At 72.1% G+C, this 22,218-nt stretch carries 8 protein-coding genes and 1 pseudogene; 6 read left to right on the top strand and 3 right to left on the bottom strand.

The features are described 5' to 3' along the window. Nucleotides 1-85: 85 nt before the first annotated feature. Nucleotides 86-1,078 (bottom strand): GlxA family transcriptional regulator, encoded by a 993-nt coding sequence (locus ACFWA7_RS03625; protein WP_385536664.1) that lies wholly within the window; start codon nt 1,076-1,078, stop codon nt 86-88. 74 nt (nt 1,079-1,152) lie between these two features. Here ACFWA7_RS03625 and ACFWA7_RS03620 point away from each other — a divergent pair, with 74 nt between their 5' ends. From ACFWA7_RS03620 to ACFWA7_RS03600, 5 genes and pseudogenes are all read left to right on the top strand, one after another. Further along, nucleotides 1,153-1,740, top strand: a complete 588-nt coding sequence (locus ACFWA7_RS03620; protein ID WP_385820637.1) for a cysteine hydrolase family protein — start codon at nt 1,153-1,155, stop codon at nt 1,738-1,740. Between the two features lie 82 nt (nt 1,741-1,822). Then, nucleotides 1,823-1,991: pseudogene (locus ACFWA7_RS03615) on the top strand (transposase family protein); the annotation flags it as partial. Nucleotides 1,992-2,172: 181 nt separating this feature from the next. Further along, nucleotides 2,173-2,481 carry a hypothetical protein gene (locus ACFWA7_RS03610; protein WP_385820635.1) on the top strand — a complete coding sequence of 103 codons (309 nt, stop codon included), beginning with the start codon at nt 2,173-2,175 and terminating at the stop codon, nt 2,479-2,481. Between the two features lie 4 nt (nt 2,482-2,485). Beyond that, nucleotides 2,486-2,800, top strand: coding sequence for a hypothetical protein (locus tag ACFWA7_RS03605; RefSeq protein WP_385536656.1), 315 nt, complete (start codon nt 2,486-2,488; stop codon nt 2,798-2,800). A 208-nt stretch (nt 2,801-3,008) separates the two neighbouring features. After that, nucleotides 3,009-3,320, top strand: coding sequence for a hypothetical protein (locus ACFWA7_RS03600; protein ID WP_385536654.1), 312 nt, complete (start codon nt 3,009-3,011; stop codon nt 3,318-3,320). 182 nt (nt 3,321-3,502) lie between these two features. Here ACFWA7_RS03600 and ACFWA7_RS03595 read toward each other — a convergent pair whose 3' ends face one another. Next, on the bottom strand, nt 3,503-4,636 hold the full coding sequence (locus ACFWA7_RS03595) for a hypothetical protein (protein WP_385820633.1): 1,134 nt from the start codon (nt 4,634-4,636) through the stop codon (nt 3,503-3,505). A 628-nt stretch (nt 4,637-5,264) separates the two neighbouring features. Further along, a complete protein-coding gene (locus ACFWA7_RS03590; RefSeq protein ID WP_385820631.1) occupies nt 5,265-21,869 on the bottom strand; it encodes a hypothetical protein in 16,605 nt (5,534 codons plus the stop codon). On the opposite strand from ACFWA7_RS03590, the gene ACFWA7_RS03585 reads away from it, so the two are divergent. Further along, nucleotides 21,819-22,218, top strand: a 400-nt coding sequence (locus ACFWA7_RS03585; RefSeq protein WP_385820629.1) for a hypothetical protein, incomplete at its 3' end; no start/stop codon positions are given. The two genes, ACFWA7_RS03590 and ACFWA7_RS03585, sit on opposite strands and share 51 nt — an antisense overlap.

The raw sequence follows: 22,218 nt of genomic DNA, 5'->3' as shown, positions 1-22,218 counted from the left end.
CGTTACTCGTGACTCTGCCTCGCGATGGCCTTTCTTGGCCCTCGACTGATGGTCTGCTGTGAGGCGGTTGGTGGTTGGCCCGCAATCAACATCTCTGTCCGGAGGGTGGTTGTTCGGCGAACGCGGTGCGGTAGGCGCGAGGGCTGGTCCCCAGGCGGGATGTGAAGTGCTGGCGCATGGTGACTTCACTGCCGAAACCAGACCGGCGGGCGACCTCGGGCATGGGCAGGTCGGTGCGTTCGAGGAGTTTCTGGGCCGTCGCGACGCGGTGGTCCAGGAGCCAGCGCAGCGGGGTGGTTCCGGTGGCCGCCGCAAAGTGCCGTGCGAAGGAGCGCGGCGACATTCCGGAGCGGGCGGCGAGCGCGGCCACGGTGAGTGGCTCGTCGAGATGCGCCAGGGCGAAGGCACGCACCTCGGCCAGCGCGTCCGCGTCGCGGTCGGCGTGCGGGGTGGGATGCTCGATGAATTGGGCCTGGGTGCCGGTCCGGAAGGGTGCGGTGACCATGGAGCGGGCGATGGTCGCGGCTGCCTCCGCGCCGTGCGTGGCGCGCACCAGATGCAGGCACAGGTCGATGCCGGCGGCGGTGCCGGCGGCAGTCCACAGATTGCCGTCCTCGACGAACAGGGCGTCCCCTTCGACGCGCACCTGTGGGTGCCGGGTCTTCAGCGGATCCATCAGCGCCCAGTGGGTCAGCGCCCGGCGGCCGTCCAGCAGTCCTGCCTGGGCGAGTGTGAACGCGCCGCCGCACAGCGCGGCGATGGTGGTGCCCCGGGCGTGGGCGCGGCGCAGCGCCGCGAGGACGGGCTCGGGCGCCGGGGTGACGTGGTCGTCCAAGCCCGGCACGAGGATCAGCTCGGCGCGAGGTAGCCAGGCGAGGGTGCGGTCCGGTGTGAGCGCGAGCCCGCCACGCATCGGCACCGGTTCGGGGGCTGCGGCTACCCGGCGCAGCTCGAACGCGGGGACCCCGTGGTCAGTGCGGTCCGCGCCCCACACCTCGGTGATCACCGAGACGTCGAAGGCCCGGATGCCGGGAAAGGCGAGGAGGGCGACGCGGTGGGCCGGTGCGGGTTGGGTCACCTTGGCAGTAAACCATCGATCGCTGTCTTCTCGTCGCCTGTGAGAGAGCCCGTCAGGGCGGCAGGATCGTGGGCATGGAGATCACACAGAACGCGGCGCTGGTAGTGGTGGACGTGCAGAAGGGCTTCGACGAGTCGGAGTCCTGGGGCCCGCGCAACAACCCGGCCGCTGACGAGAACATCGCCTCGCTGATCGCGGCCTGGCAGAACACGGACCGGCCGGTCGTCTTCGTACGGCACGACTCGAACACACCCGGCTCGCCGCTGCGGACCGGGTACGAGGGAAACGACTTCAAGGAGTACGTCGAGGAGCGGCGCGGCAAGGGCGGCGGGCCGGAGCTGTTCGTTACCAAGTCCGTGAACTCGGCGTTCTACGGCACCCCCGACCTTGACGACTGGTTCAGGGCGGCGGGCATCACCCAAATGGTATTGGCCGGTATCCAGACCAACATGTGCGTGGAGACCACCGCCCGCATGGGCGGCAACCTCGGCTACGACGTGCTGGTCGCCCTCGACGCCACCCACACCTTCGACCTGTCCGGCCCGAACGGCTGGCATCTGACGGCCGACGAGCTGGCCCGAGCGAGTGCCGTCTCGCTGCATGGCGGGGGCTTCGCCCGGGTGGTGACGACCGGCGAGCTGGTCGCCGCCGTCCGCCCCTGACACCCCGGATCAGAGGTGCGGGCCACCTCCGGCGTTCAGGACAACCCTGTTGGACCCCTGTCCGGAAACTCCGAGGCCCCTCACCTTTGCCCAGCTCGCGAGCGGGTTTGGTATCGCCGGCCACCGCTCACCGCTACATCACGGAGCCCGTCGAGGTCCTGGCGACACTCGCGCCCACCCTCTGGCAGGCCATGGCCGCGACCGAAGCGTTCGTGACCCTGGACGGCGCCCTGCTGCCCATCGACACCCTGCTGCCCATCGACCGGTTGCGAGCCCCTTAACCAAGGGTGATGATGCGAATACACTCCGAAAGCGCAGGAAGGTCTTGCCTGGTCGCGCAGGCATCCGGAACACCGCCATCGACGTCCGCGCAGGCCGCTGCCCCGCGCTTGATTCCAGCAAGAGAAAAGGGCACCAATGCCGATCACTGATATGAGCTGGAACATCCTCTGGTCCAGCACCGGAGGCGGCACGCTGGAGATGAACATCGGCGCCCAGAAAGCTGTGGGACAGGTCAGCCTGGGGCAGGCCGATGGCGCCGGCCTCTGCAATTCGGGCATCCGTGGCTTCCGCACACGCCCGAGTCCCACAGGGTCGGAGAACGTGACGGATTTCGGCGACAACTTCTACGGCTGGCCGAACACCGTATTTGATGGGCATCTGAGCAGCGTCACGTTCGCGCTCGCGCTCGGCTCAGGGCAAGAAGGCACCGCCGTTTGCAACATCTTCCGATGGAGCTGATCACATGCTGTCGCAAGACCCTCTCGGCGGAACCGACGGATCCGTAGAGCCCGAATCACGGTACGTGTTTGTCGTGTATGACAGGGGCAGCGGGGCGATCCATCACATTCATCAGGTGGTCAACCTGCCCGGAGCAGAAGTCCGCGACCGCGAACAGATGGAGCAGACCGCTCTGAGTTACGTCTCCCCTCAGGCAAGAGAACAGGTAGGGGCTGACCTCGCCGTGCTCAGCATTCCCCATGACCAGTTGGAGCGGGGGAAGTTCTACCGTGTCGACCACGAACGGCAGGTGCTGTTGACCGTGGAACAGCAACGTTAGTCAGGACCAGCTCTCGCCGGGCGAAGGACGGAGCGGTGCCCGCTCGGGCAACGGATACCGGGTGCCTTTGACCACCGTGCGTTGCCTTCCTGATGTGCGGGTGAGGCGTCCGGCGGCAGGCGAGTTCCGCACGGGTGGGGTGGCTGGGCCCGGCATGGAGCGGGAATCAGGTATTCCCAACCGTACGGGCTGTGAAAGTCTGCGCTGCATGAGCATAGCGAAAAAGGGCACGCGCACCGTTGTTGTGGACGGGGACTGCTATCGCTGGGTGGTGGCGCCCAACGACGAGCCCGGTCTGGCCATCGTCGTCGTGCACGGGGAAGCGGACGGGCAGCGCATGGTGACGTGGGTCGAGCACGGAGTGGTGATCGCACCGGGATTGGTCACGGCTGCCATCCGCCAGGCCTTGCTTCACCATGGCTGGACACCTCGGGAGCGTGGCAAGCAGCTCACGTTGCGGTGCCTGGACGCGGATCCCGATGCGGCGAATCTCAACGTGGTCGCCTGGCCGCCCGGCTAGTCCTGTACCGCAACTACTTACACCCGAGGTACCGGCGCGCACTCCACAACCAGGCACCAGTAGGGCCCGGCGACGCCTCGTCCCGGCCGCGACGACAGCGGCCGTAGCTTCCGGTCGTGACCACCGCGTGCGGGACGGGCCGGCCCGAAGGCAGCTCCGGGCCGGCCCAGGGGGTATGGGTGTCACCCCGTGCAGTTGACCCTGACAGCGGCCGCCGCGTGATGGGCGTAGGTCTTGGTGGACCCCTTCTTGTTCGTGCCCCGGTCGTGCATCATCACCGAGATCTTCCTGGTGCCGACCGGGAACGTGCCGCTGACGTCGTACCAACCTCCCTGATGGGCAACCTGGTTGATGGAGAAAGACCCCACGAGGTTGTTGCTCTTGGGGGTGAAGGCCCGGTACACGCTGTAGTACGTCGCGGTGCCGCCGACCCTCATCACGTCACTGCTGCGCGGAATGTAGACGGAGATACGGCATTGCTTGGCGTCGGCCGAGGTGTCGAAGAGCCAGTTGACCGAATTGGCGCCGTCCCCCGAACCACCGGACATCGGCATCGACACATACCGCCCGTCGCAGCCCGACCCCTTGTAGCCACCGGTCGAGCTGGACCAGCCCGTCCGCTTGTCGCTGACATAGTCATGCATCTGGAAGCGCTGCGAACCCGAGCAGTACGGTCCGGCGATGGCGCTGAACACCGTGCCGGGGCTCTGGCCCACCGCGCCCCTGGACCCGCTGGAGCCCGATGTCTTGGTTCCTCCCGAGCCGCCACCGGGCTGGGACGAGGGCGACCCGCCCGTCTTGGTACGGGATTCGCCCCCGCTGCCCGTGCCGACCTCGGACTTCGCCTGCCCTGCGGGGTGCTCACCCGTAACGCCGCTCCCGGCGGGCACGCCACCGAGCGCTCGCGTACCGTCACCGGCGCCGCCCTCACCCGTGCCGGTCCCGCCCCGCTGGTCGCCGCCCCCGCCCTGTCCGGTGTGCGGCGCCGCACCGATCTCGTCCCCGCGCTGCTGGGGGTCGGTGCCCGGGACGAAGCCGTCCTTCGTCCTACCGCCGTTCCACGCGGCCGCCTGTTCCCGGCGTGCCGCCTGACCGTCGTCACCGCCCTGGAGCCCTGCCACGATGAACGGCGTGGCGATGAGAGCCGCCCCGGCGAAGGCCGCGGCGATGCGCATGGGCCGCGGAACGCGCCCCGCCACGCCTGGGCCGCCCTTGCCCGGTTCGTCACCGTCACCGGTCCCGTCACCGCCGTCGGACCGGACGGCCGCCCGGACGGCCGACGGGGCGGCGGGCGCGGTGTTCGCTGCGGCGGCCATGGGGAGGAGCCCGCCCGATGCCGCCGGGGCTTCGGCGGCAGCGCTCGCTGCGGCACGCGGTTCCGTGGGCGGTTCTGTGCCGGCCGACTCGGCAGGGGGCTCGCCGGCGGTAGAGGCCGTCCCCATCTCCCCCTCCGCTTCTGCCTCTTGGGAGGCTGCTTGCGAGGCTGCGCCCGTCCGATCCGGTGCGGTTGCGGGTGCCGGTGCCGGTGCCGCCGCACGTGTCACGGCCGCACGCGTCACGGCCGGGGATACGGCTCCGCCTGCCACCTCGGGCGCGCCGATCGCCGCGGTCGCCCCCTGCGCCTCGGTCCGCGCTTCAGCCTCCGGGACCCCCTCGGCCTCCGGCTCCGGGTCGCGGCCGAGGGTGCCAGGGCGGCTCGGCCGTCCGCCGTTACCACCCTCGCCGCCGCCGATGCCTCCCACTGCCTGGGTCCGGGCAGGCGCGCCTATGACCCCGGCGGGCGCCTCCTCGTCCAGCCCGGAGCCGTCACCGCCGCGGTACTTGGGCTCCGCAGGGCCGGAGGCGTTCTCCGGACCGGCCGATCCCCACAGGTTTCTCTCCATCACTCTCATTCCTTACGGGCTTCCCCACTGGGCGGCGGGGAAGCCGGGCCATTACATTTCCTTAGGGCAGATGCGAGACAGAACCGGGCTCAAGTGCCAGGAAATCTTCCAAGGACGAGGCTGCCGCAGGATCTCTCTTCCACATCTCACCAAGCACACTCGTCAACTCGGCGCCACCCAGTTCGATCAACCTGGCGAAAGGCATCCGCTCATCTGTCCGCAGGCACTCGGTCCACGCCAGCATGAATGCCGGTGGCATTGCCTCGACGATCGTGTACCGGTCCTGGACACTCAATCCGTCCAGAACCAGGTAGGGTTCCATCACTTCCTCGACGAAATCCTTCTTCATCCACTTGGTGACGGCCGAAGGGGCGACACCAAGGAAACGCGCGAACTGGGATTTCAGGCCACTCTCCTGACTTCCCAGAACGGTATTCTTCATCACGCTCCACACCCCCCTGGAATACCCGGTCTGCTCAGAGGTCTCCTTTTCGACGGTTCGCTTCGCGCGGACCTTGAGCTCCTCGTTGGTCATCAGGGCCAGGACGTTCCACTGGTACTCCGTGGCGAGATCATCCAGTTCCCCGGGCTCCCTTTGCACGACAACCTTCCGAGGAGCCAACGGCATCGAGTCGGTGTGCATGCTGTTGTGCCTCGGCACGACGGCATCCGGCCCCCACTCCGATTCGCTCTCGGAGGCCGTTTCATAGGACCGGGTGCCTCCCCCTGGCATCGGAGGAGCGGCCGCGGAACTCTGACCGGACGATGCCGTCGCAGGGTACGAGTATGCGGAGGTGAACGATCTTTGCCGCAACTCCCCCTCCAGGACGTCGGCGTTGCGTGCCAGGTGCGGCAAGTGACGGGCAAGCGTCTGGAGTGACTGCTGGTAGAAGTTTCCGATGTGGTCGTTGAATTCGATGTCGTGTCCGCTATGACCCGCCGTGGGGTTCCATTGCTTCTGAAAGTTCGTCAGAGCCAGCCAGCAGGCCGCGCAAGGACGTTTCTGGCCGCGAATGACGACCGATGACGGAATGTGCTGGGGCGTGACGTCGGCCTTCGACAGGAGGTGCAGGATCTTCTGCTCCGCGTGCATCGGGCTGGCCCAGTCGTGGGCCCCGTCCGGCCCCATGACGAGAATCACGGCACCCGCGTGTTCCGCATCCGTCAACAATGCACGCAGGACCTCCGGTTCCTCGGAGGTCGCCACGGCGTGAACACGTGCGCTATTGCCCTTGTCGGAGATCTCTCGGAGTATGTCTATGACGGCATTGCCCCCCTGGGCCGGGCCGCCGTCCTCCGTGATGTCCATACCTGACACCTGGGCAGCCAGCTTGTTCAGGGCACGGCTTGAACGCGCAAGAGTCTCGAACCGGTCGACTTTGGTATACCCCAGGAAATATCGGATGTCGGGCGACCAGTGCAGCAGGTTCCAGAATCCGCCGGCCTGCGCCGCACCTTCGACAAGCCACTCGACGGAGCGGTCGAGGTTCGTCGCGAAAACCAGACGGTCATGGACGAGCGCCCCCTGTACTTCGACTTCCCTCTTGAACTTGTCTCCGTTTACGCCGTGTTGCATCTGCTGGTGGAGGTGGCCGAGCGCGTTCCACAGCCTGATGGAAACATGGCGCAGCGACTGGGCCTGGCGAGACTCGGTGAAACTACGCCGCGAGCTGACGGTGACCTGATGAGCGGATCGCCCCATCTGGGAGAAGACCGATCCGGAAGTGATGTCAATGATCTTTCGGGAGGTGCTCTTCACCCATTCGGTCTGCTCCGGCGACATGAGCGTACGGTTGTACACGCGTCGGGACGCTGAACGGACACGCTCCTGAGATGCCGCAAGGGACACGGGGTGCGGCACGGGGGCGGATCGAGGATCGGCGGCCCCTATCTGTCCCGTGGCAGTAGTGGGCAGGAGGTGTAGCGGAGTGGGCCGGGAGCTGGAAGTCCCGGCCCCGGGGGCAATCGCGTTTACGGCACGGCCCCTGGAATAGCGATGATCGAAGTGGTCGCTCAGGATGGCTTCCCATACTCCGGCCGGCCAGGCCGACAGCATCCTCTTCTCGCCGCTCGGCAGGACCATCTCGTGCTGGAGAAGAAGGCTCGCATGCCTGAGAATCGCATGGCCTGCCGTCACGAGAACGACGGGTCCCTCTCGCTGGGGTTCCAGGGCTTCGACGACGTGCGCGAGTTGCTCGCGGCCCAACTCCACCGCCCCGCCAGTCCTCGTATACAAGAGGAGCCCGCCCTGGGGGCCGACGTTCGCCTCGATTATGGTGATCTGATCAGAGCGGCCGAAGTTGGTGAAGGATTCCAGATCCACTTTCTCGTAGAATCTGCGAATCGCGGCGTGCTCCTGTGCGTCTGCCAGCGACGCGTGATACCGCGGAGGAGCGTCCCAGCCGTACCTGGGCGTGTAGAGCTGGAGGTCCGAAAGCCGGAACGGCGTGTGGGCGAGGTCCGTGTACACCGGTGCCGTCTGCGACGACTCGGTGACGGGGAAAGACGAACGCATGCCGAGCGGCGCGCCCACCTCTGGCTCGGGGCTCGTGTAATAACCGATTTCGCCGGGGCGTGTCGCTATCTCCTCATGTTCGAGGATCGTCCCCTGCAGCCCCTCGTAAATGCGTGACGCGAAATCCCCCTGGCGAGCGGCATTCACCGTGAACTCGCCCGGGGCCGCGCTCCTTTCCCGTACGTCCGTACTCGTGTCGCCCTCGGCCTGGAGCGTGACGGCGGCGGCTGCCCGCTCGGTCACCACCGGCCGCTCCAGTCGCGCCGACGCACCGGTGGCAGCCTGGACCGACGCCTCGTCCGTACCGGGCGCATACGCCGTGACCCATCGCCCACGTGCGTCCTCACCACGGGCCAGCAGTGCCAGCACGCCTCCGTCCGGCGCCTCCCCCTCGATCGCCGGGGAGTGGCCCACGTCGCTGTCCGGCGCGTAGAGGCGGCGCCCGGGTGCCGCCTTGGCCGCCTCGGCGACCACGCTGCTCCCGTCGTTCGTCTGACCCGTCTTGCACGCCACCAGGACGATGTCGCCCCGCTCGGCCGGTCCCTTGGTGAGAGAAGTGAGGAAACGGCCGAACTGGGCACCGTCGACGACCACCTTCTCCGACACAGCCGTCCCGTCGGCCGGTTCGGCCGCATCCTTCAATCGCAGCACCACTCCGTCCTGGGCGCCGTGCGCGTCGAAGAAGTACGGGCGCGATGTGTCCGTGCCCGAGGTCTCCGGCCGCCACGGCAGTCGCTCCTCGGCCTGCGTGCCGTCCGGCGACGCGGTGGCCCGGTCCGCGCCCTCGCGCACGCGGTAGTGGCGGAAGGAGTCGGTGGTCGTACGGAAGCGGTGGTAGAAGTCCTCCCGCCGGGCCCAGTCGTCGGCGCTGTGCGAGGCGTGGCCGAGGAACTCTCCCTGCGCGTCCCTGATTTCGAACAGCTGCACACTGCCGTAGGGGATCCTGCGGCCGTCCGCGAGAAGGAAGAACTGCTCCGACTCCGCCGCCACGGCGGGGTCCTTCTGGCTCCCTTCGGCATCGGGCCCACTGTGATCCTGCCCCTGGAGCGGCGGCTGGGACTGGGCTTCGGCCTGGACCGGGGAGTGGGACTGAGCCGGGTTCTGGGGCCGGTTCTGACCGCTGGACTGCCCACGGGGCTGTGCCTGCCCCCGGGGTGCCGCCGCCTTGCGGGCCGCCGAGGGCAGGTTGTTGCCGATCTCCCGCAGCGTGCTCCAGTCCGCCGGGACGAAGTCGGACTGCGCCTGCCCGCCCTTGGCCGCCTTCTCGACGGCCCTCTTCAACTGGTTCGCGGCTTGGTCGAACGCGGTCTTCTTCAATGGCTGGTACTTCGGCGACACCTCGTCACCGAGTTCGCCGACCTGTGCCAGGGCGGCCACCACCTTGCGCTCCGCAGGCAGGTCCTCGGAGAGCTTGTCGGTCAGGGCGAGGATGTCGAGCGCGTCCCGCCTGCGCTTCTCGGTCAGCTCGTCCTCGGGCCGCTGCCCCTGCGTGCCCTCCCCGGGCGCCGCCAGTTTCCGGTTCGCGAGCGCCACGATCTTGTCGCTGAGCAGGCGCGGTGCCGAGACAGCGGTGACGGGGACGGTCTGCGTCTCGTCGCCGGCCAGCTTGAGCCGGCGCTGGTCCGTGGGGACCTTGCCGAACGTCACGCTGACTTCGACCCCGCCGAACCAGCCCTTGACCGTGCTCGCCGGCGCCTGGACGCCTCCGTCCGGGTTGACGAGCTGCGACACGGTGGCGAAGATCTGCTGGCGTTGTGCCGCGTCGATGCCGTCCGGCAGGCTCAGCCGCAGGTCCAGGTCCTGGAGGGGCCGTTGGGGGCGGTAGGCGAAGACTCCGCCGCCACCGCCCAGGCTCACCACCGCCTCCACGGCGTGCTCGTCCCGGATGCGCTCGATCAGCAGGCGTTCGACCAACGCGGCTGTGCCCAGCCGGAATTCGGATTCGACGTGCTCGTAGCCCTGGAACGTCTGCTCCTGAGCGTCCGGGGCGGCCAGGGCCGCAGGTCTGTCGCTGTTGAGGGCCAGGGCCGCGAGGAGCGTGTCCGCCGCCGAGCTGAACCGGCCCACCGGGCGCGGGACTTCGGCCGCGTCCGCGGCAGGCCGGGTCGCGACGTAGCGGTCGCCGTCCTGGTACAGCAACGGCGACGCGGCCGTGGGGGTGCCGTACGTTCGTACGCGGCCGTCCGGGCCCACCACCCGCAGCCCGCCGACCGCGCGGACAGCCAGTTCATGGATGAGCCGGGGCATGGCGGGCGGGGCCGAGGCGGGGGGCCGGTGCAGTACGAGGGCCGTGAGCGCGGCGCGCTCGCTGTCGGAGAGGCGGGCGTGGGCGGCGGGCGTCAGGGCGTAGTGGCCGGAAGGCAGGGATGAGGTCGAGGACTGCGGGTCCGCGCCCCTGGTAAAGGGGGCGCCCGGCTCCCGTCCGGCGGCCCGGAGCTCATCCTCGGTGAACGTGGTGCCCGCTCCGGGGAACAGGCGTCGGCTCAGCGCTCTGCGCGCGGACGCGCCGAGGACGGTGTCCTCGGGCAGCAGGCCTCCCGTTTCGGTGAAGCGGCGCCACCCTGGCCCGTCGAGGACGACCCCGGCGGCTGCCAGGTCGTCCTCGGTGAACGGATGGCCGCGCAGCACGTCCTCACCGAGGTCGGGGAACTCCTCGACGACCTCCCGCGGCAGACCGCCGAGGGCGCGGGCCCGCAGGTCCACGCCGCTTTCCCCACGGCCGTGCGCGATGGCGAGCGCTTCGAACAGGCCGCCCTCCCCGCTCCCGGCACCAGGGTGCGGAGCATCCCCGGGGTGCAGCACATACCTGCTCCCATCGGCCAGGACGAGACTGTCGCCCTCGCGCGATGCCGCCTGCGTGTCGGTACGGCCCAGCGCGGGCCGGTACTGGTGGTCCTGGACGTGCAGGGTCACCTCCAGCGGCGTGAGCCGGTCCGGCGGGGTGAACGTCTGGTGGCCGAGGTCGCCGCGTACGACGGTGAGGTTCAGCCCCAGCAGGCGTGCGGCCAGGACGGGCAGCAGGTCGGCGGCCGCGTGGTTCCAGCCCGCGTCGACGCGGTCGCCCACCCGGCCGTCTCCCGGGCGCAGCAGGCTCAGCCGGGCCAGAGCGAGCCGCTGCTCGGGGGTGAGCGTGAGCGCGCGGGGCAGACGGTGGTGCGCGGCCAGTTCCTGGCGCTCCGCTGCGGTGAGGGTGATGTCCGCGGCGTCGACGTCCTGCGCGGTGAACCGGTCGGAGGGGCCGGGGGCGAGGGTGTCCGCCAACTCCCGCTGCCAGGGCGTCAGTTCGCCCTCGGGGAGCAGTTGGTCGGCCAAGGCGTGGGCGACGGTGCGCACGGTGGACGTGAGGTCGTCGCCGCGCAGTCCGCGCGTGTCGAGCAGGTGGGGGGCGGTCGTGTCCACGGCGTGGACGAGGGAGCGCAGGAAGCTGGTGCCGCTGACGGGCTCGGCCGCCGGCGTCTCGACGATGTCGAGGACCCTCTCCCCGTCCGGTGACAGCAGGGTGAGCGGGCGCCCTTCGGGGTCGGCGAGCAGGGCCGTATACCGGCGCGGCTCGTCGGTGGTTGCCGTGCGGGCCGTGGCGGGCATCGGGTCGGGACGCCAGGGGGCCGGACGAGGCGCCGTGCGGGGGGCGCCGGCGGCGGTGCGGGCGGCGTCCCTGGCCGCGAGGAACCGGGCGCGGGCCGCGACCGCCTCTGACCGGGAGAGTTCCAGGCGCTCGCGTACCTGGTCGTACGCCCGTACCGCCTCCCGTACGGGTTCCAGGGCTCGCCACTGGCGTTCCGCGGAAACGCGCGGCGTCTTTCCATGGGCACGGTTCAGCCGCTCCCGGGCGGCCTGCTCGTCCGCGAGCGCGGCACGGTAGCGGGCGTCGGCGGCGTGCCAAGTGCGGGCCCACGCCCGCGCGTTGTCGCGTTCGCGTACGGCGGCGTCCGTCAGGTCGGTGCGGGCCATCAGCGGATCCAGGGTCGCGCGGTGCTCGGCGAACCAGGGCCGCACGGCCTCGCTCACCTCGGCTTCGGTGAGCGGGCCCGGTGCGGTCAGCGGGTCAGTGGTCGCCGGACCCGCCAAATGCTGCGGGCCGGGTGCCGGCAGCGGGTAGTCGGCCAGGTCCTGGGCGGAGGGCTGCGCCACGACGATGTCGTCGAGTACCGCGTCGGCGTCGAAGGGCGCCGGCGCGTTGCCGGTGCGCTGGGCCGGCGGGCGGCTGTGGTGGAGCAGCGTCTCGTCGGCCCAGGTCCTGGCACGCGAGAGGCTGGTCTGGGCGGAGGTGAGGTCGTGGCGGCGGTCGGCCAGTTGCTGCTGGAGTTCGGCGAGCCGTTCCTCGCGCGAGGCCAGTCGTGCCGCCGCCGCGCGCACGGCGGCGGGCAGTGTGCCGTGCCCGGTCGCGGCGGATGCCGCCGACGATGTCGGCGCCATGGCGTCCGGTGTGCCGTCCTCCGTGACGCTTTCGTGCCAGGCGCGCTCCACGTCGGCGCGGGCCCGGGTGAGTTCGGCCGTCAGGTCGCGCAAGGACCGTGCTGTCGCCGCCTCCGCCTTCGCGGCCTCGGTGAACGCCTTGGTCTGCTTCTTCAACGTCGTGGACGCGGCGTCGAGTTCGGGCGTGAGCAGGCCGTGCCGCCTCGCGAGGTCGTACGAGAGCCAGACGTGGATGCCGGCCGTCACGGTGTGCTCGGCGGCGGCGGGCGGTCCGACACGTCTGCTGAGGTGGTCCGGCAGGAGGTTCCGCACGGCCTGGGGCACGGCTCCGGTGCGCCGGGTGACCTCGGCGACGTGCCGCCAGTCCACGTCCATGCGGACCAGCACCGCTCCGGCCGCCGGCGGCTTGATGGTGGTCAGGGTGGAGGTGCGGCGATCGAGGGTGAGTCCGTCGATCGCGGTGTCCGGCCAGCCGGGTGTGGACACGGTGACGGTGCCCGGGGGGAACGCGACGGACACCGGTGCCAGGCTCGGGCCCGCCGTCAGTCCCGGCTGGTGCGCCTGGGTGGTGTCACCGCTGTGCGTGTGGTTGCCCAGGGCGCGCCGGCTGCCGCCGATGCCCGCGTCCGGATCGAGGGCGACCACGACCGCGCTGTCGAGGTCGATGTTGGCGAACAACCGCAAGGTGGCGTCGAACCCGCCGTGCGCGGAGTCGGTGTCGTGCAGCCCGAGGGTGAGCCCCTGCGTGAGCACCTGACGGAAGTAGGCGGCGAGGACTTCGTGGCTGACGGTGTCGGCGTGGACCTGGGCGGCCGCCGCGCCCGGACGGGTGAGGGCGCCGCGGCCCCGGTGAGGGTCGCCGCCTTGGCCCAGCGCCGTCCCCGTCCAGGTTCCGGCCCGGGTGCCCAGCGGCGGGCGGATACCGCCGCGCGGCAGCGGCCCGGCCGCGTCCAGGACGAACGCCCCGGCCTCGCGAAGCTCGGCGATGCCCTCGATCCGGGCGACCGCCAGGCTTTCGGGTCCGGCCGCGAACAACTCCCTCGCCCGGCGGTACGCGGGCCGCGCGGACCAGTCGGCCAGGGCCCCGGGGGTGCTCGCGTCGATCAGGGTCGGCCGGGTGGAGACGGCGGGGGGAGCGAAGGGGTGGTGCGCGGGGGGCCGCCCCGCGACGGCGGCCGGTACGGCCAGGGACAGCGGAAGGTGCTCGCGAACCGTGCCCAGGGGGTAGGGCGGGCTGGTGAGCCGATGGCGTCCGCCGTCGACCTCCAGCTGGAAGACGACGGAGAACGCGCTTTCGCCCGACACGGAGATACCGCCGTGCGTCACGGTGGAGGTGGCCGATTCGGTCAGGGTCAGGCCGAGCGTGGTGGAGCGAGAGAAGCCGGCGCGGTCGTCGAGCGCCACGGAGATCCCGGTCAGGGCCGACTGCCCCGGGACGGTGGGGCCTTCGGTGACGCGTATGCCCGCGTCGGTGCCCCGGGCCGCCTTGTCGGTGACCGTGTGCGCCGTGGAGGTCACCTTCGACGCCGACAGTGCGGCGTCGTGCCGCAGCGTGCCGGGGGTGAACGCGGTGCGCCGCAGGGACACGGTCAGGCGGGCGCTGCGCGAGGAGCCGAGGTTCTGGCGGGTCAGGCGCAAGGTGGCGCCGCCGTTCTCCAAGGTGGCGAGCAGGCCGCGTATCCCGCTGGGCGACAGAGTGGCGCTGCGCCGGGCGAGGCTGCCGAGCTGGTCCTCAAGCAGACCGGCCGGCTCCAGCCAGTCGGCGTGCCGGGGCAGGCCGGTGCCCACCAGCTCCCGGAACCGGGTGAGCGCGCCGCTCAGATCGAGGCTGCCGACGGGGAAGGACCCGAGCGCGGCCAGCGGGCCCGCCGTGAACGGGACATGCGGCAGCGGGTCGCCGAGCCCGTCCTCGTACAGCCCCAGCGCCCCGGCCTCCTCCAGCGGCATCCAGATCAGCACGCCGTCGGGCACGGAGACGATCCGCCCCTGCGGCGCTCTCACCCAGGGGCCGGTCGTGGGCAGCGCCAGCAGACCTCGCGGGCTGGAGCGTGCGGCGAGATGCCATTCCACGTCCGCCGCGACCAGGGCGAGGGGGCCGCTGTAGGCCACGGTGTGGGTGGGGTTGGCCCCGAGCGCGTGGGTCTCGGTGTGGGTGGTGGAGCGCTGGTAGGGCGTCCAGGACAGCCCGTAGGCGCCCGTGGTGCGCAGGGCGTCGTGCTGCTTGGCGCGGAACGCCGCGGCCACGGTCACGCCGGCGTCCCGGGTGGCGGCCAGGGAGTGGCCCGCGCCGGTGGTCACGGATCCGATGGCGGACAGGGTGACGTCGCCGGAGTCGACGACGCCCAGCACCCGGGCCCGGCCGAGCCGGGGCCAGGCGCTGACGGACGCGGTGATGTCGGTGAACGCCGTCTTGCCGAACAGCTCGCCGACGTGCTTGCCCACCACCGCGGCGTCGGCGAAGTCCGCCTCGTTGCGGCCGGGTGCGAAGGACTCGGCGAGTGCGTGGGAGGCAGGGGTGCCGTCGCTCCGGTAGACCCATGAGTCGCCCGAGACCTGTGCCAGCAGTTCCCGGGCGTGCCGGTAGACCGTGGCGGGTGCCAGGACGTTCTGGACGATGTGGGGCCCCCGCAGCAGTGCGGGCGTCGCCCGGTCGGCGACGGGCCGCCCGGAGGACAGCGTCCGCGCCTGCTCGGCACTCATCGCCCGCACCGGCGCGCCGCCCTCGGTGACGGCGCCACCGGTGGCGGCCAGGGCGGCCGGAACGGCGAGGGTCAGCTCTCCGCCGAAGTCCCGCGCGCCCAGCAGGTCATCGGCCGTGCCATGGGAGATGAACACATCCGCGGCCAGGAGTTCACCGGTGGCGACTCGTGCCGCGTTGGCGGGCCGGCGCAGGGAGCGGGCCGACACCTCGAAGTCCAGGTCGTACGTCCACAGATGCTGGCTTCCGGTGCTGCCGATCCCGCCGTCCGGGTTCAACTGCGGCCCGTAGGTGGCCCCGTAGACGCGCTGGCGGCCCCGGCGCAGGCTGAGTCCGGCGGTGGCGCCGTACGCGTCGCCGCCGAGGACGCCGAGGTCCAGCCCGCCGGACCAGCCCTGGGTGCGGGTGCTGGCGCCGTCGGCGCGGACCGACGACAGTACGTTGTTGGCGACGCCCAGATCGTGCTGGTTTCCCGCGAACCGCGGGCCGCGCACGCGCGCCCGGACCTCGACGGTGACGTACTCCTTGAGGGCGGCGCCGAGCCCGCTGTCGCCCACCCTGCCGACGCGGTCGAGCTGGATGCGCAGACCGGTGGTGGTGAGCCGTTCCAGGGCGCTCTCGATCTGCGGCTGCGACAGCGCCTGGTACAGCTTGTGGGTGTTGCGCAGCGCGTTGGCGTAGTCGGCTTCGGCGGAGTCCTTGAGGAGCCGGCCCTCGCGGAAGCTGCGCGGAGTGTCCTGGTCGGGCCGTACCACCAGGCGGGGATGGCGCTCCCACAGGCTTTCCAGCACCTGGTCGCGTACGCGCTGGATGAGCGAGGCGCGCCGCACCGGCTCGCCGCCGACGTCCTGGGGCGCGGCCACCGCGTCGAGGGCGACGACCACGTGCGGCCCGAAGGTGCCCGGCCGTTCGGCGGTGGGGAGGTAGGCGGGCGGACGGGGTTCCTGTGCGGCCTCCGTATGCCCGAGGTCACGCCGCCATCGGGCGAGCCGCCGTGCCTCGTCGCGCGCCATCAGCACGGACGCGGTCAGATGCGCGGGCTCGCCGTCGGCGCGCGGTGAGCGCCAGGTCTCCCCCAGCCTGCGGACCTCGACGCGGTAACGCACCTCGTAGACGCCCGAGTGACCGCGCGTGGTGAGGGTGCGGCCGATCTCGGCGGTGTTGCCGGTGAAGCTGCTCTCGGCGCGCTGCGTGGACCACGTCAGCGCCCCGCCCGCCTGGACGCGGAGCTGCCGCGCCAGGCCGGGCACGGTCACGGCCGGGCCCAGCGTGCCGGTGAGGCCGCCGCCCTCGGTGCTGCGCCGGTCGAGGACGGCGGAGACCCGGCCGGTGTCGGCCTTCTTCACCTCGGTCGTGTCGGACGCGGCGGTGAGCGCCGCCGACACCGGCCGCAGGCGCATCTCGGCGGCGCCCAGCCAGTGCGCGCCGGCCGGGTCCGCCGGGAGTGGTTCGCTCAGGACCGTGGCCTCGGTGGCCGGCCCCAGCAGGGTGCGCAGGCTCTCCGGCGAGAAGAAGGAGTCGAGGGCCCGGCGGGCCGCGCTGTCCGGCCCGGCCTCGGGGAACGCGGTGCGCGCCCACGTGTACAGGTCGCCGCCGGGGGCGACGTCGAGGGGGACGAACAGGCGGGGCCGGTCGCCCGGGGCGAACCGGATGTGTTCGGGCATCCGGTCCGGGAGCACCGGCCGCACCGCGCTGTCCGGCGCCCGCCACACGAGCCCGCCGGTGATGCGGTACGCGGACTCCCGCACCGGTCCGGACGGCTGCCCGGACCGGTCCAGGGGCGCGGCGACGGCTCTGACGTACAGGTCGTCGACGTGGACGTGGCTGCCGTCCTTGCCGACGGCGGTGCTGCTGGTCTGGGCGCGGTGTTCGAAGGCGTACTGGTAGGCGGGTTCCTTGCGGCGCACGGTGACACCGAGGGACGCGTACGGGGCGACGGTGCCGGTCCCCGGGCCCAGGGGGAGGGTGGCGCCGAAGGACCGTGTCGCACCGAGGGACTTGCTGTCCCCCGTGCCCGGACGGCTGCGGACCTCCGTGTCCACCTTGGTGTCCCCGGCGGCCTTCGCCTCTTCGCCGAGCGGGGTGTAGCGGCTCCAGTCGCCGTAGTTGGCGGCCTCCACGGTCAGTGTGTGCCGGCCGCCGTCCTGGGTGGTGAAGGTGAAGGGGCGGCCGTGGAGGAAGGTGTGCGGGTTGTCGGCCAGCTCCCTCCGCAGCTCCTCCAGCGCGCCGGGGGCCGGGCGGTGGTCCGCGCGCAGCTCCTCGATCAGCCGCTCCGTCCCACGGAAAGCGAGCGCGCCGTGACCCGCCGAGCGGAGGTTGTACGGCAGTTCGGCCCCGTCGTCGAAGCGGACCAGGTCCTCGGGCCGGTGCCGGGGCGCGACCGCGTCGCGTGCCAGCGTCACGGGCCGCTCAGCGCCGGGGTCGTCGCTCGCGTGGACCGCGCGCGGGACGGCGTCCAGCTCCTCGCTCGCCCGCTGCCGTACGGCCTCGTCGCCAAGGTCGGGGAAGCGTCGGCGCACCGAGTACAGCAGCCGCTCGTACGCGTCGGCGGAGAGGTCGTCGAGGCTCCGGGGAGGCCGCGGCGGTGCGGTGATGGGTTCCGAGGTGACGGGCGCGGGGCCGGGGCGGGGTACCGGGACCGACTCGGGCTCATCGGGGACCGGCAGCGGCTCTCGTGCGTCCTCGCCCACGGCGTCGGCGTCGGCTGCACGGGGGCGCTCGATGACCCTCTCGGACTCCTCCAGGCTGTTCCACGTGAAACCGGAGCCACGCCCCTTGGCGGTGGTGGAGGCGGCCGGAGCGGACGGCCTCGTGGACGCGGAGGCCGGGGCGTCGTCGCCGGTGTCGCTGTCGCTGTCGTCGGAGAACGGCTCGCGCAGGGTGTCCTCGCCCTCCTCCAGCTCGCCCGTCCGCTCGCTCGTCCGGGACATCTGCCCGATGTCCGATCCTTCGGCGCCACCGGCACGCGAGGGTCCCTGGGACGCGCCGTCGTGCGTGTCCGAGCCGTCGCCGGGTCCTTGCAATGCCTGCAACCGGGCACGCATGAGGTCGTCGAAGTCCTGGTCCGCCTGCTCGCGGACGACTGCGCCCCCGTCTCCGTCGCCGTCCGAGGGGTGGTCCGGGTCGTGCGGCGGCAGGTCCTCGCCCACACCGTCGCCGAGGTCACGCCCCGCAGCGCCGGGGCCCCGGCCCAGCCGCTCCAGCCGTTCCGAGAGCGTCGCGCTGTCCTTGGCGGCGGCCCGGCGCGCCTCGGTGGACAGACCGTCGAGAGCCTGGTCGATACGGTCGTTCAGCGGGCGCAGGGAATCGGGGGCCCTGAGCGCCCGGTCCAGCCGGTTGCGTCCGACTTCCCGCAGCACCCGGGTCTCTGCCTGATACTCCTCGATCAGCTTCTGCGTGGCCTCGGTGTCACCGGCGGCCTCGTCGAATCGGGACAGCCATGCGGCGCGCTCCCGGTCCGTTCGCTCCGCGCCGACGGGGTCGGCCTCGCGAAGGGCACGCAGCTCGGCCTCACGCCGCAACTCCTTTACCCGGGCGTCGTGCTGCCGGTCGAGCCGGTCACGGGCGGCCTCGTCGTCGGCGTGCGCGTAACGCTCCGCCCACCGCTCGCGCTCGGCCTGCGGCATGTCGACGAGGTTCTGGCGTCCGGCGCGTACGCGCGCGTCGAAGTCGGCGGACTCCTCGGTACGGGAGCCCGACCCGTCCTCGCTTCGGTCCGGCACGGCGGGCGCCTCGCCCTGCTCCTTCGGTGTCTGGTCGCCGAGTCGTTCGGCGTCTGCGTCGGGGCGCGAGCGGGGGCCCAGCGCCTCCAGGCGTCGGCGCAGCGCGGCCAGGTCCGCGTCCGCCTCGGCGTCCCGCATGCGCAGCGGGTCGTGGCGGCGCTGCAGACGTTCCCACTGCAAGGTGTTACCGGCGTCGTCAGGGCGCAGTTCGTCGAAGCGCCGTTGCAGGCGCGCCTGCTCGCGCTCGTCGTCGGTGCGCGTGAGGTCCACGCGGCGCCGGGTGTCGAGGTCGCCCAGCGCGGCCGTACGCCGCTCGTACTGCTCCCTCAGCTCCTCGCTGAGGCCGTCGCGCTCCAACCGCCGTTGCCACTGCTCCAGTTCGCGCTCGCCCGCGCCCATCTCCCGCAGCCGTTCGACCCGTTGTGCGCCATCGAGGCGGGAGAGCTCGGCGCGGTACTCATCGTCCAGCCGGGCCGCCTGTTCGGCCGTCATCTCGGCGCCGCGCCGCAGCGACCACAGGTCACTGCTGTCCGCATCCATGCCCAGGCGTCGCTCGTGGTCCCGGTGGAGGCGGTCCAGACGCTCGTTGAGCGCCCCGTCGTCCATCAGGGACGCGGGGTCCATCGGCAGAGGCGACCGGTCGGCGCCGGAGCCGCCGCCCCGCTTGCCCAGTTCGGCCCGCAGAGCCCCCAGCCGCCGCTCGTACGTGTCGATCAGCGCAGCGGTCTCGTGGGCGGGGCGGCCCTCCAGAACCGACGTCTCGATGTCAACCGCGTGCCCCAGCCATTCGCTGCGGCGCATGCCGAGCTCCGAGACACGCCCGTATCCGCCGTCGACGTGACGGCGGAAGTCCGTCAGCCGCGTGTCGAGCCCTGAGACGGCGACATCGCGCTGGAGCGAGCGGAGTCCGGCCGCGGCCTCGGAATGACGCCCGGCCGCGGTGTCCTGGTTGATCTGCTCCACGCGTTCACGGACATCGCTCCGGTCCAGACCGGCCTTGCGGGCCTGGGAGGAGAGGTGTTCCAGGGCCCGCGCGACCCTCGCATCCGTCCGGCCGGCGGGGCGGCCGCGAGGCACCTCGGGGAACGCCAGGTCCATCGGCGCGTCGCCCGGCACGTCCGGCAGCCCGACCGGCACGCGTGAGGCCCGGTCCAGGTCGCCGAAGCCGTCTCCATCGCCGTGCGCGTAGGGCAACTCGTCCAGCAACGCGTCCAGTTCGTTCGCGTCGCCACCCTGCGGCCGGGGAGTCTCCGGCGCCGCCTCGGGCCCGTCGTCGGCCGGGTCCCGAACGGGACCGGGCGAGTCGAGGGAGTCAAGCAGTTCCAGGGTCGCCAGGTCCTCCGGTGTGGCTTCGGTGTCATTCCCGGCCGGGCGCGTGCTGTCCGCCTCGTCGGGCTCCTGCGGCTGCGGCTCGTGCCGCCCGTGCTCGCGCTCCTCGCCCAGTGCCTCCTGACGGGCGCGCCGCAACTCCTCCAGACGGGCGGGACGGCCGTGGTAGGCGGGGCCGCCGTCGTGGAGGCGGTCCAGACGATCCCTGAGCCCGGCGTACTGGTCGGGGGCGTCCGGAGCGTCGGATCCGGCCTTGCGCAGCTCGTCCAGGCGTCGGTGCAGCGCCTCGTCGGAGTCCGCTCCGGCGGCCGCGCCGGACCTGCGGGGACCGGCGTCGCTGTCCACGGAGCCGCGCCCGCCGGCGCCGCCGGCGCCGTCCAGGAAATCACGGACCAGCCTGCTGCGCAGGGCGTCCGCGCGGGTCCGCGCGGCACGCTCGCCCGCCAGGTGCTCGCGCGCCTCCCGCACCATGGCCGAGACGTCCATGGCCGGGTCGGTACGTACGGCCAGCGCCAGATCGTCCGCGATCTCCCGCACGCCCCTTACGGGCTCGGGGCCGTCCGATGCGAGCGGCAGTCCAACCCCAAGGTCGTCCAGCTCCGCGCGCGAGCGGACCTCCAGGTCCTTCAGGGTCGCGATCTCCCGCAGCGCGGTCGGCGCGTCCCCCTCGGCCAGGGCCTTCTCGACCCGGTCCAGGACCTCGCCCCGGCCCTGTGGACCCGGTGCGGACAGGTCGGTGTCGGGCGTGCTGGGCCAGTGCTCGCCCAGCGAGTCGGTCCGGTCGGATCCGCCGGACACCCGGGGACCGCCGTTATCGGCCCCGTCCGGGGTGCGCTGCGGACCGGATCCCTCGGAGTCCCGCCCGGCACCGCCGCCGGGATCCGCCGATGACTGCGGGCGGGCGCCCGAGAGGTCCGGGCCGCCCGAGCTGGTCGGCACGCGGGCCGGAGCGGGGGCCGGAGCGGGGGCCGGCGCCGCGGCTGTTTCAGGCCGCTGCGAGGGGCGCGGCGACCCGGCCACCGGGACCGGCCCTCCGCCGTCACCGCCACCGGCCCCGACCGTCTGGGGCCGTAGGGGAGCCGGCGCGGGCCCCTCGTCACCCTCGGTGAACCCGATGCCGTCGTCATCCGCATCCGGGGATATGAACCTGTCGTCACCGTCCAGGTTCAGGTATTCGAGCTCCCCGTACTCGTTGTCCGCGTCGTTGTCCGCGTCGCTGTCGCGCCGCTCGCGGTCGGGCGAGGGGCCGTCCTGGCCCTCGCCGCCGTCCGGTCCGTTCCGGTCCGTGTGGTCCGTGTCAGGCGTGCTGTGGGCACCGCCGTCACCGCGGGCGGCGCCGCCGCCGTCTTCGGTGCCGCCCGAGGAGACGGTGGCGATCTTCTCGGCGGCCGGGACCGGGGTGACCCCTTCTCCTTCCCCGGAGGCGCCACCCTTTCCTGAACCACCTCCCGTACGCGGGGACTTGAGGTCCGGCACCTCGGGCGGGACGACTGGGGCGCCACCCCCGCCCGCTCCGCGCAGCGCGTTGATGCCGTGGGCGATGCCATGGCCCAGGAGACCGCCCACGGCTCCGGCCACCGGGGTGAAACCGGTGACCTTGAACTCGTGCTCGGGGCTGAAGAGCAGGTTGTACATGCCTTCGGTGACGGCCTGGTGCCCGGCGTCCGAGCCGATGTTGCCGAGCAGATTTCCGATCTTGTATCCGGCGTCGCCGGGCAGGTGCTTGCCGATGCCGTGCACCAGCGCTTCCGGCAGGTCGTGGGAGAACGCCTGCATCCCGGTGGTCCCGAGCTTGCCCGCGTACGGCTCCAGGACCTCGCCCAGGGACCGCGTCAGCCCCTGCCAACCGCCCTTGCCCGCCCAGTTCGTGACGAACGCCTCGCCGTACTCCCGGCCGAGGGCGCCGGCCGTGGTCTTCCCGAGCGTGGCGCCCAGGTGCTTCTCGAAGATCTTGCCGAAGTCGTTGACGACGAGTTCCCCGGCCATGCCCCGGACCGCCCCTGCGGTCGCACCCCTGGTCACCCCGCCCAGGGCGGGTGCGGTCTTGCCGAGTGCCTTGCCGATGTCGCGGCCCAGGTCGCGGGCGACTTCCGGGGTGATGAGGTTGCCGCCGGCCTTGCCCGCGGCGTTCCCGCCGGCCCTGCCGCCCGCGCCGCCGCCGAGGTCGCCCAGCGCGCCGCCTGCGCCCTTGCCTCCCGCGCCGCCCGCGCCCTTGCCTCCCGCGCCGCCTGCGCCCTTGCCTCCCGCGCCGCCCGCGCCCTTGCCTCCCGCGCCGGCCGCGCCCTTGCCCGCGCCGCCCAGCCCCCGCCCGACCCGCGCGCCGGCCCGCCCGTAC

The sequence above is a fragment of the Streptomyces sp. NPDC059994 genome (assembly GCF_042737755.1).
Lineage (GTDB): Bacteria > Actinomycetota > Actinomycetes > Streptomycetales > Streptomycetaceae > Streptomyces.
This window is presented reverse-complemented; position numbering and strand designations above follow the sequence as displayed.

Bases quoted from the DNA above. Each gene is read 5' to 3' on its own strand.
- ACFWA7_RS03620 (WP_385820637.1), top strand. From the start codon at position 1,153: ATGGAGATCACACAGAACGCGGCGCTGGTAGTGGTGGACGTGCAGAAG.
- ACFWA7_RS03610 (WP_385820635.1), top strand. From the start codon at position 2,173: ATGAGCTGGAACATCCTCTGGTCCAGCACCGGAGGCGGCACGCTGGAG.
- ACFWA7_RS03605 (WP_385536656.1), top strand. From the start codon at position 2,486: ATGCTGTCGCAAGACCCTCTCGGCGGAACCGACGGATCCGTAGAGCCC.
- ACFWA7_RS03600 (WP_385536654.1), top strand. From the start codon at position 3,009: ATGAGCATAGCGAAAAAGGGCACGCGCACCGTTGTTGTGGACGGGGAC.
- ACFWA7_RS03595 (WP_385820633.1), bottom strand. From the start codon at position 4,636: ATGGCCGCCGCAGCGAACACCGCGCCCGCCGCCCCGTCGGCCGTCCGG.
- ACFWA7_RS03590 (WP_385820631.1), bottom strand. From the start codon at position 21,869: ATGGCCGGGGAACTCGTCGTCAACGACTTCGGCAAGATCTTCGAGAAG.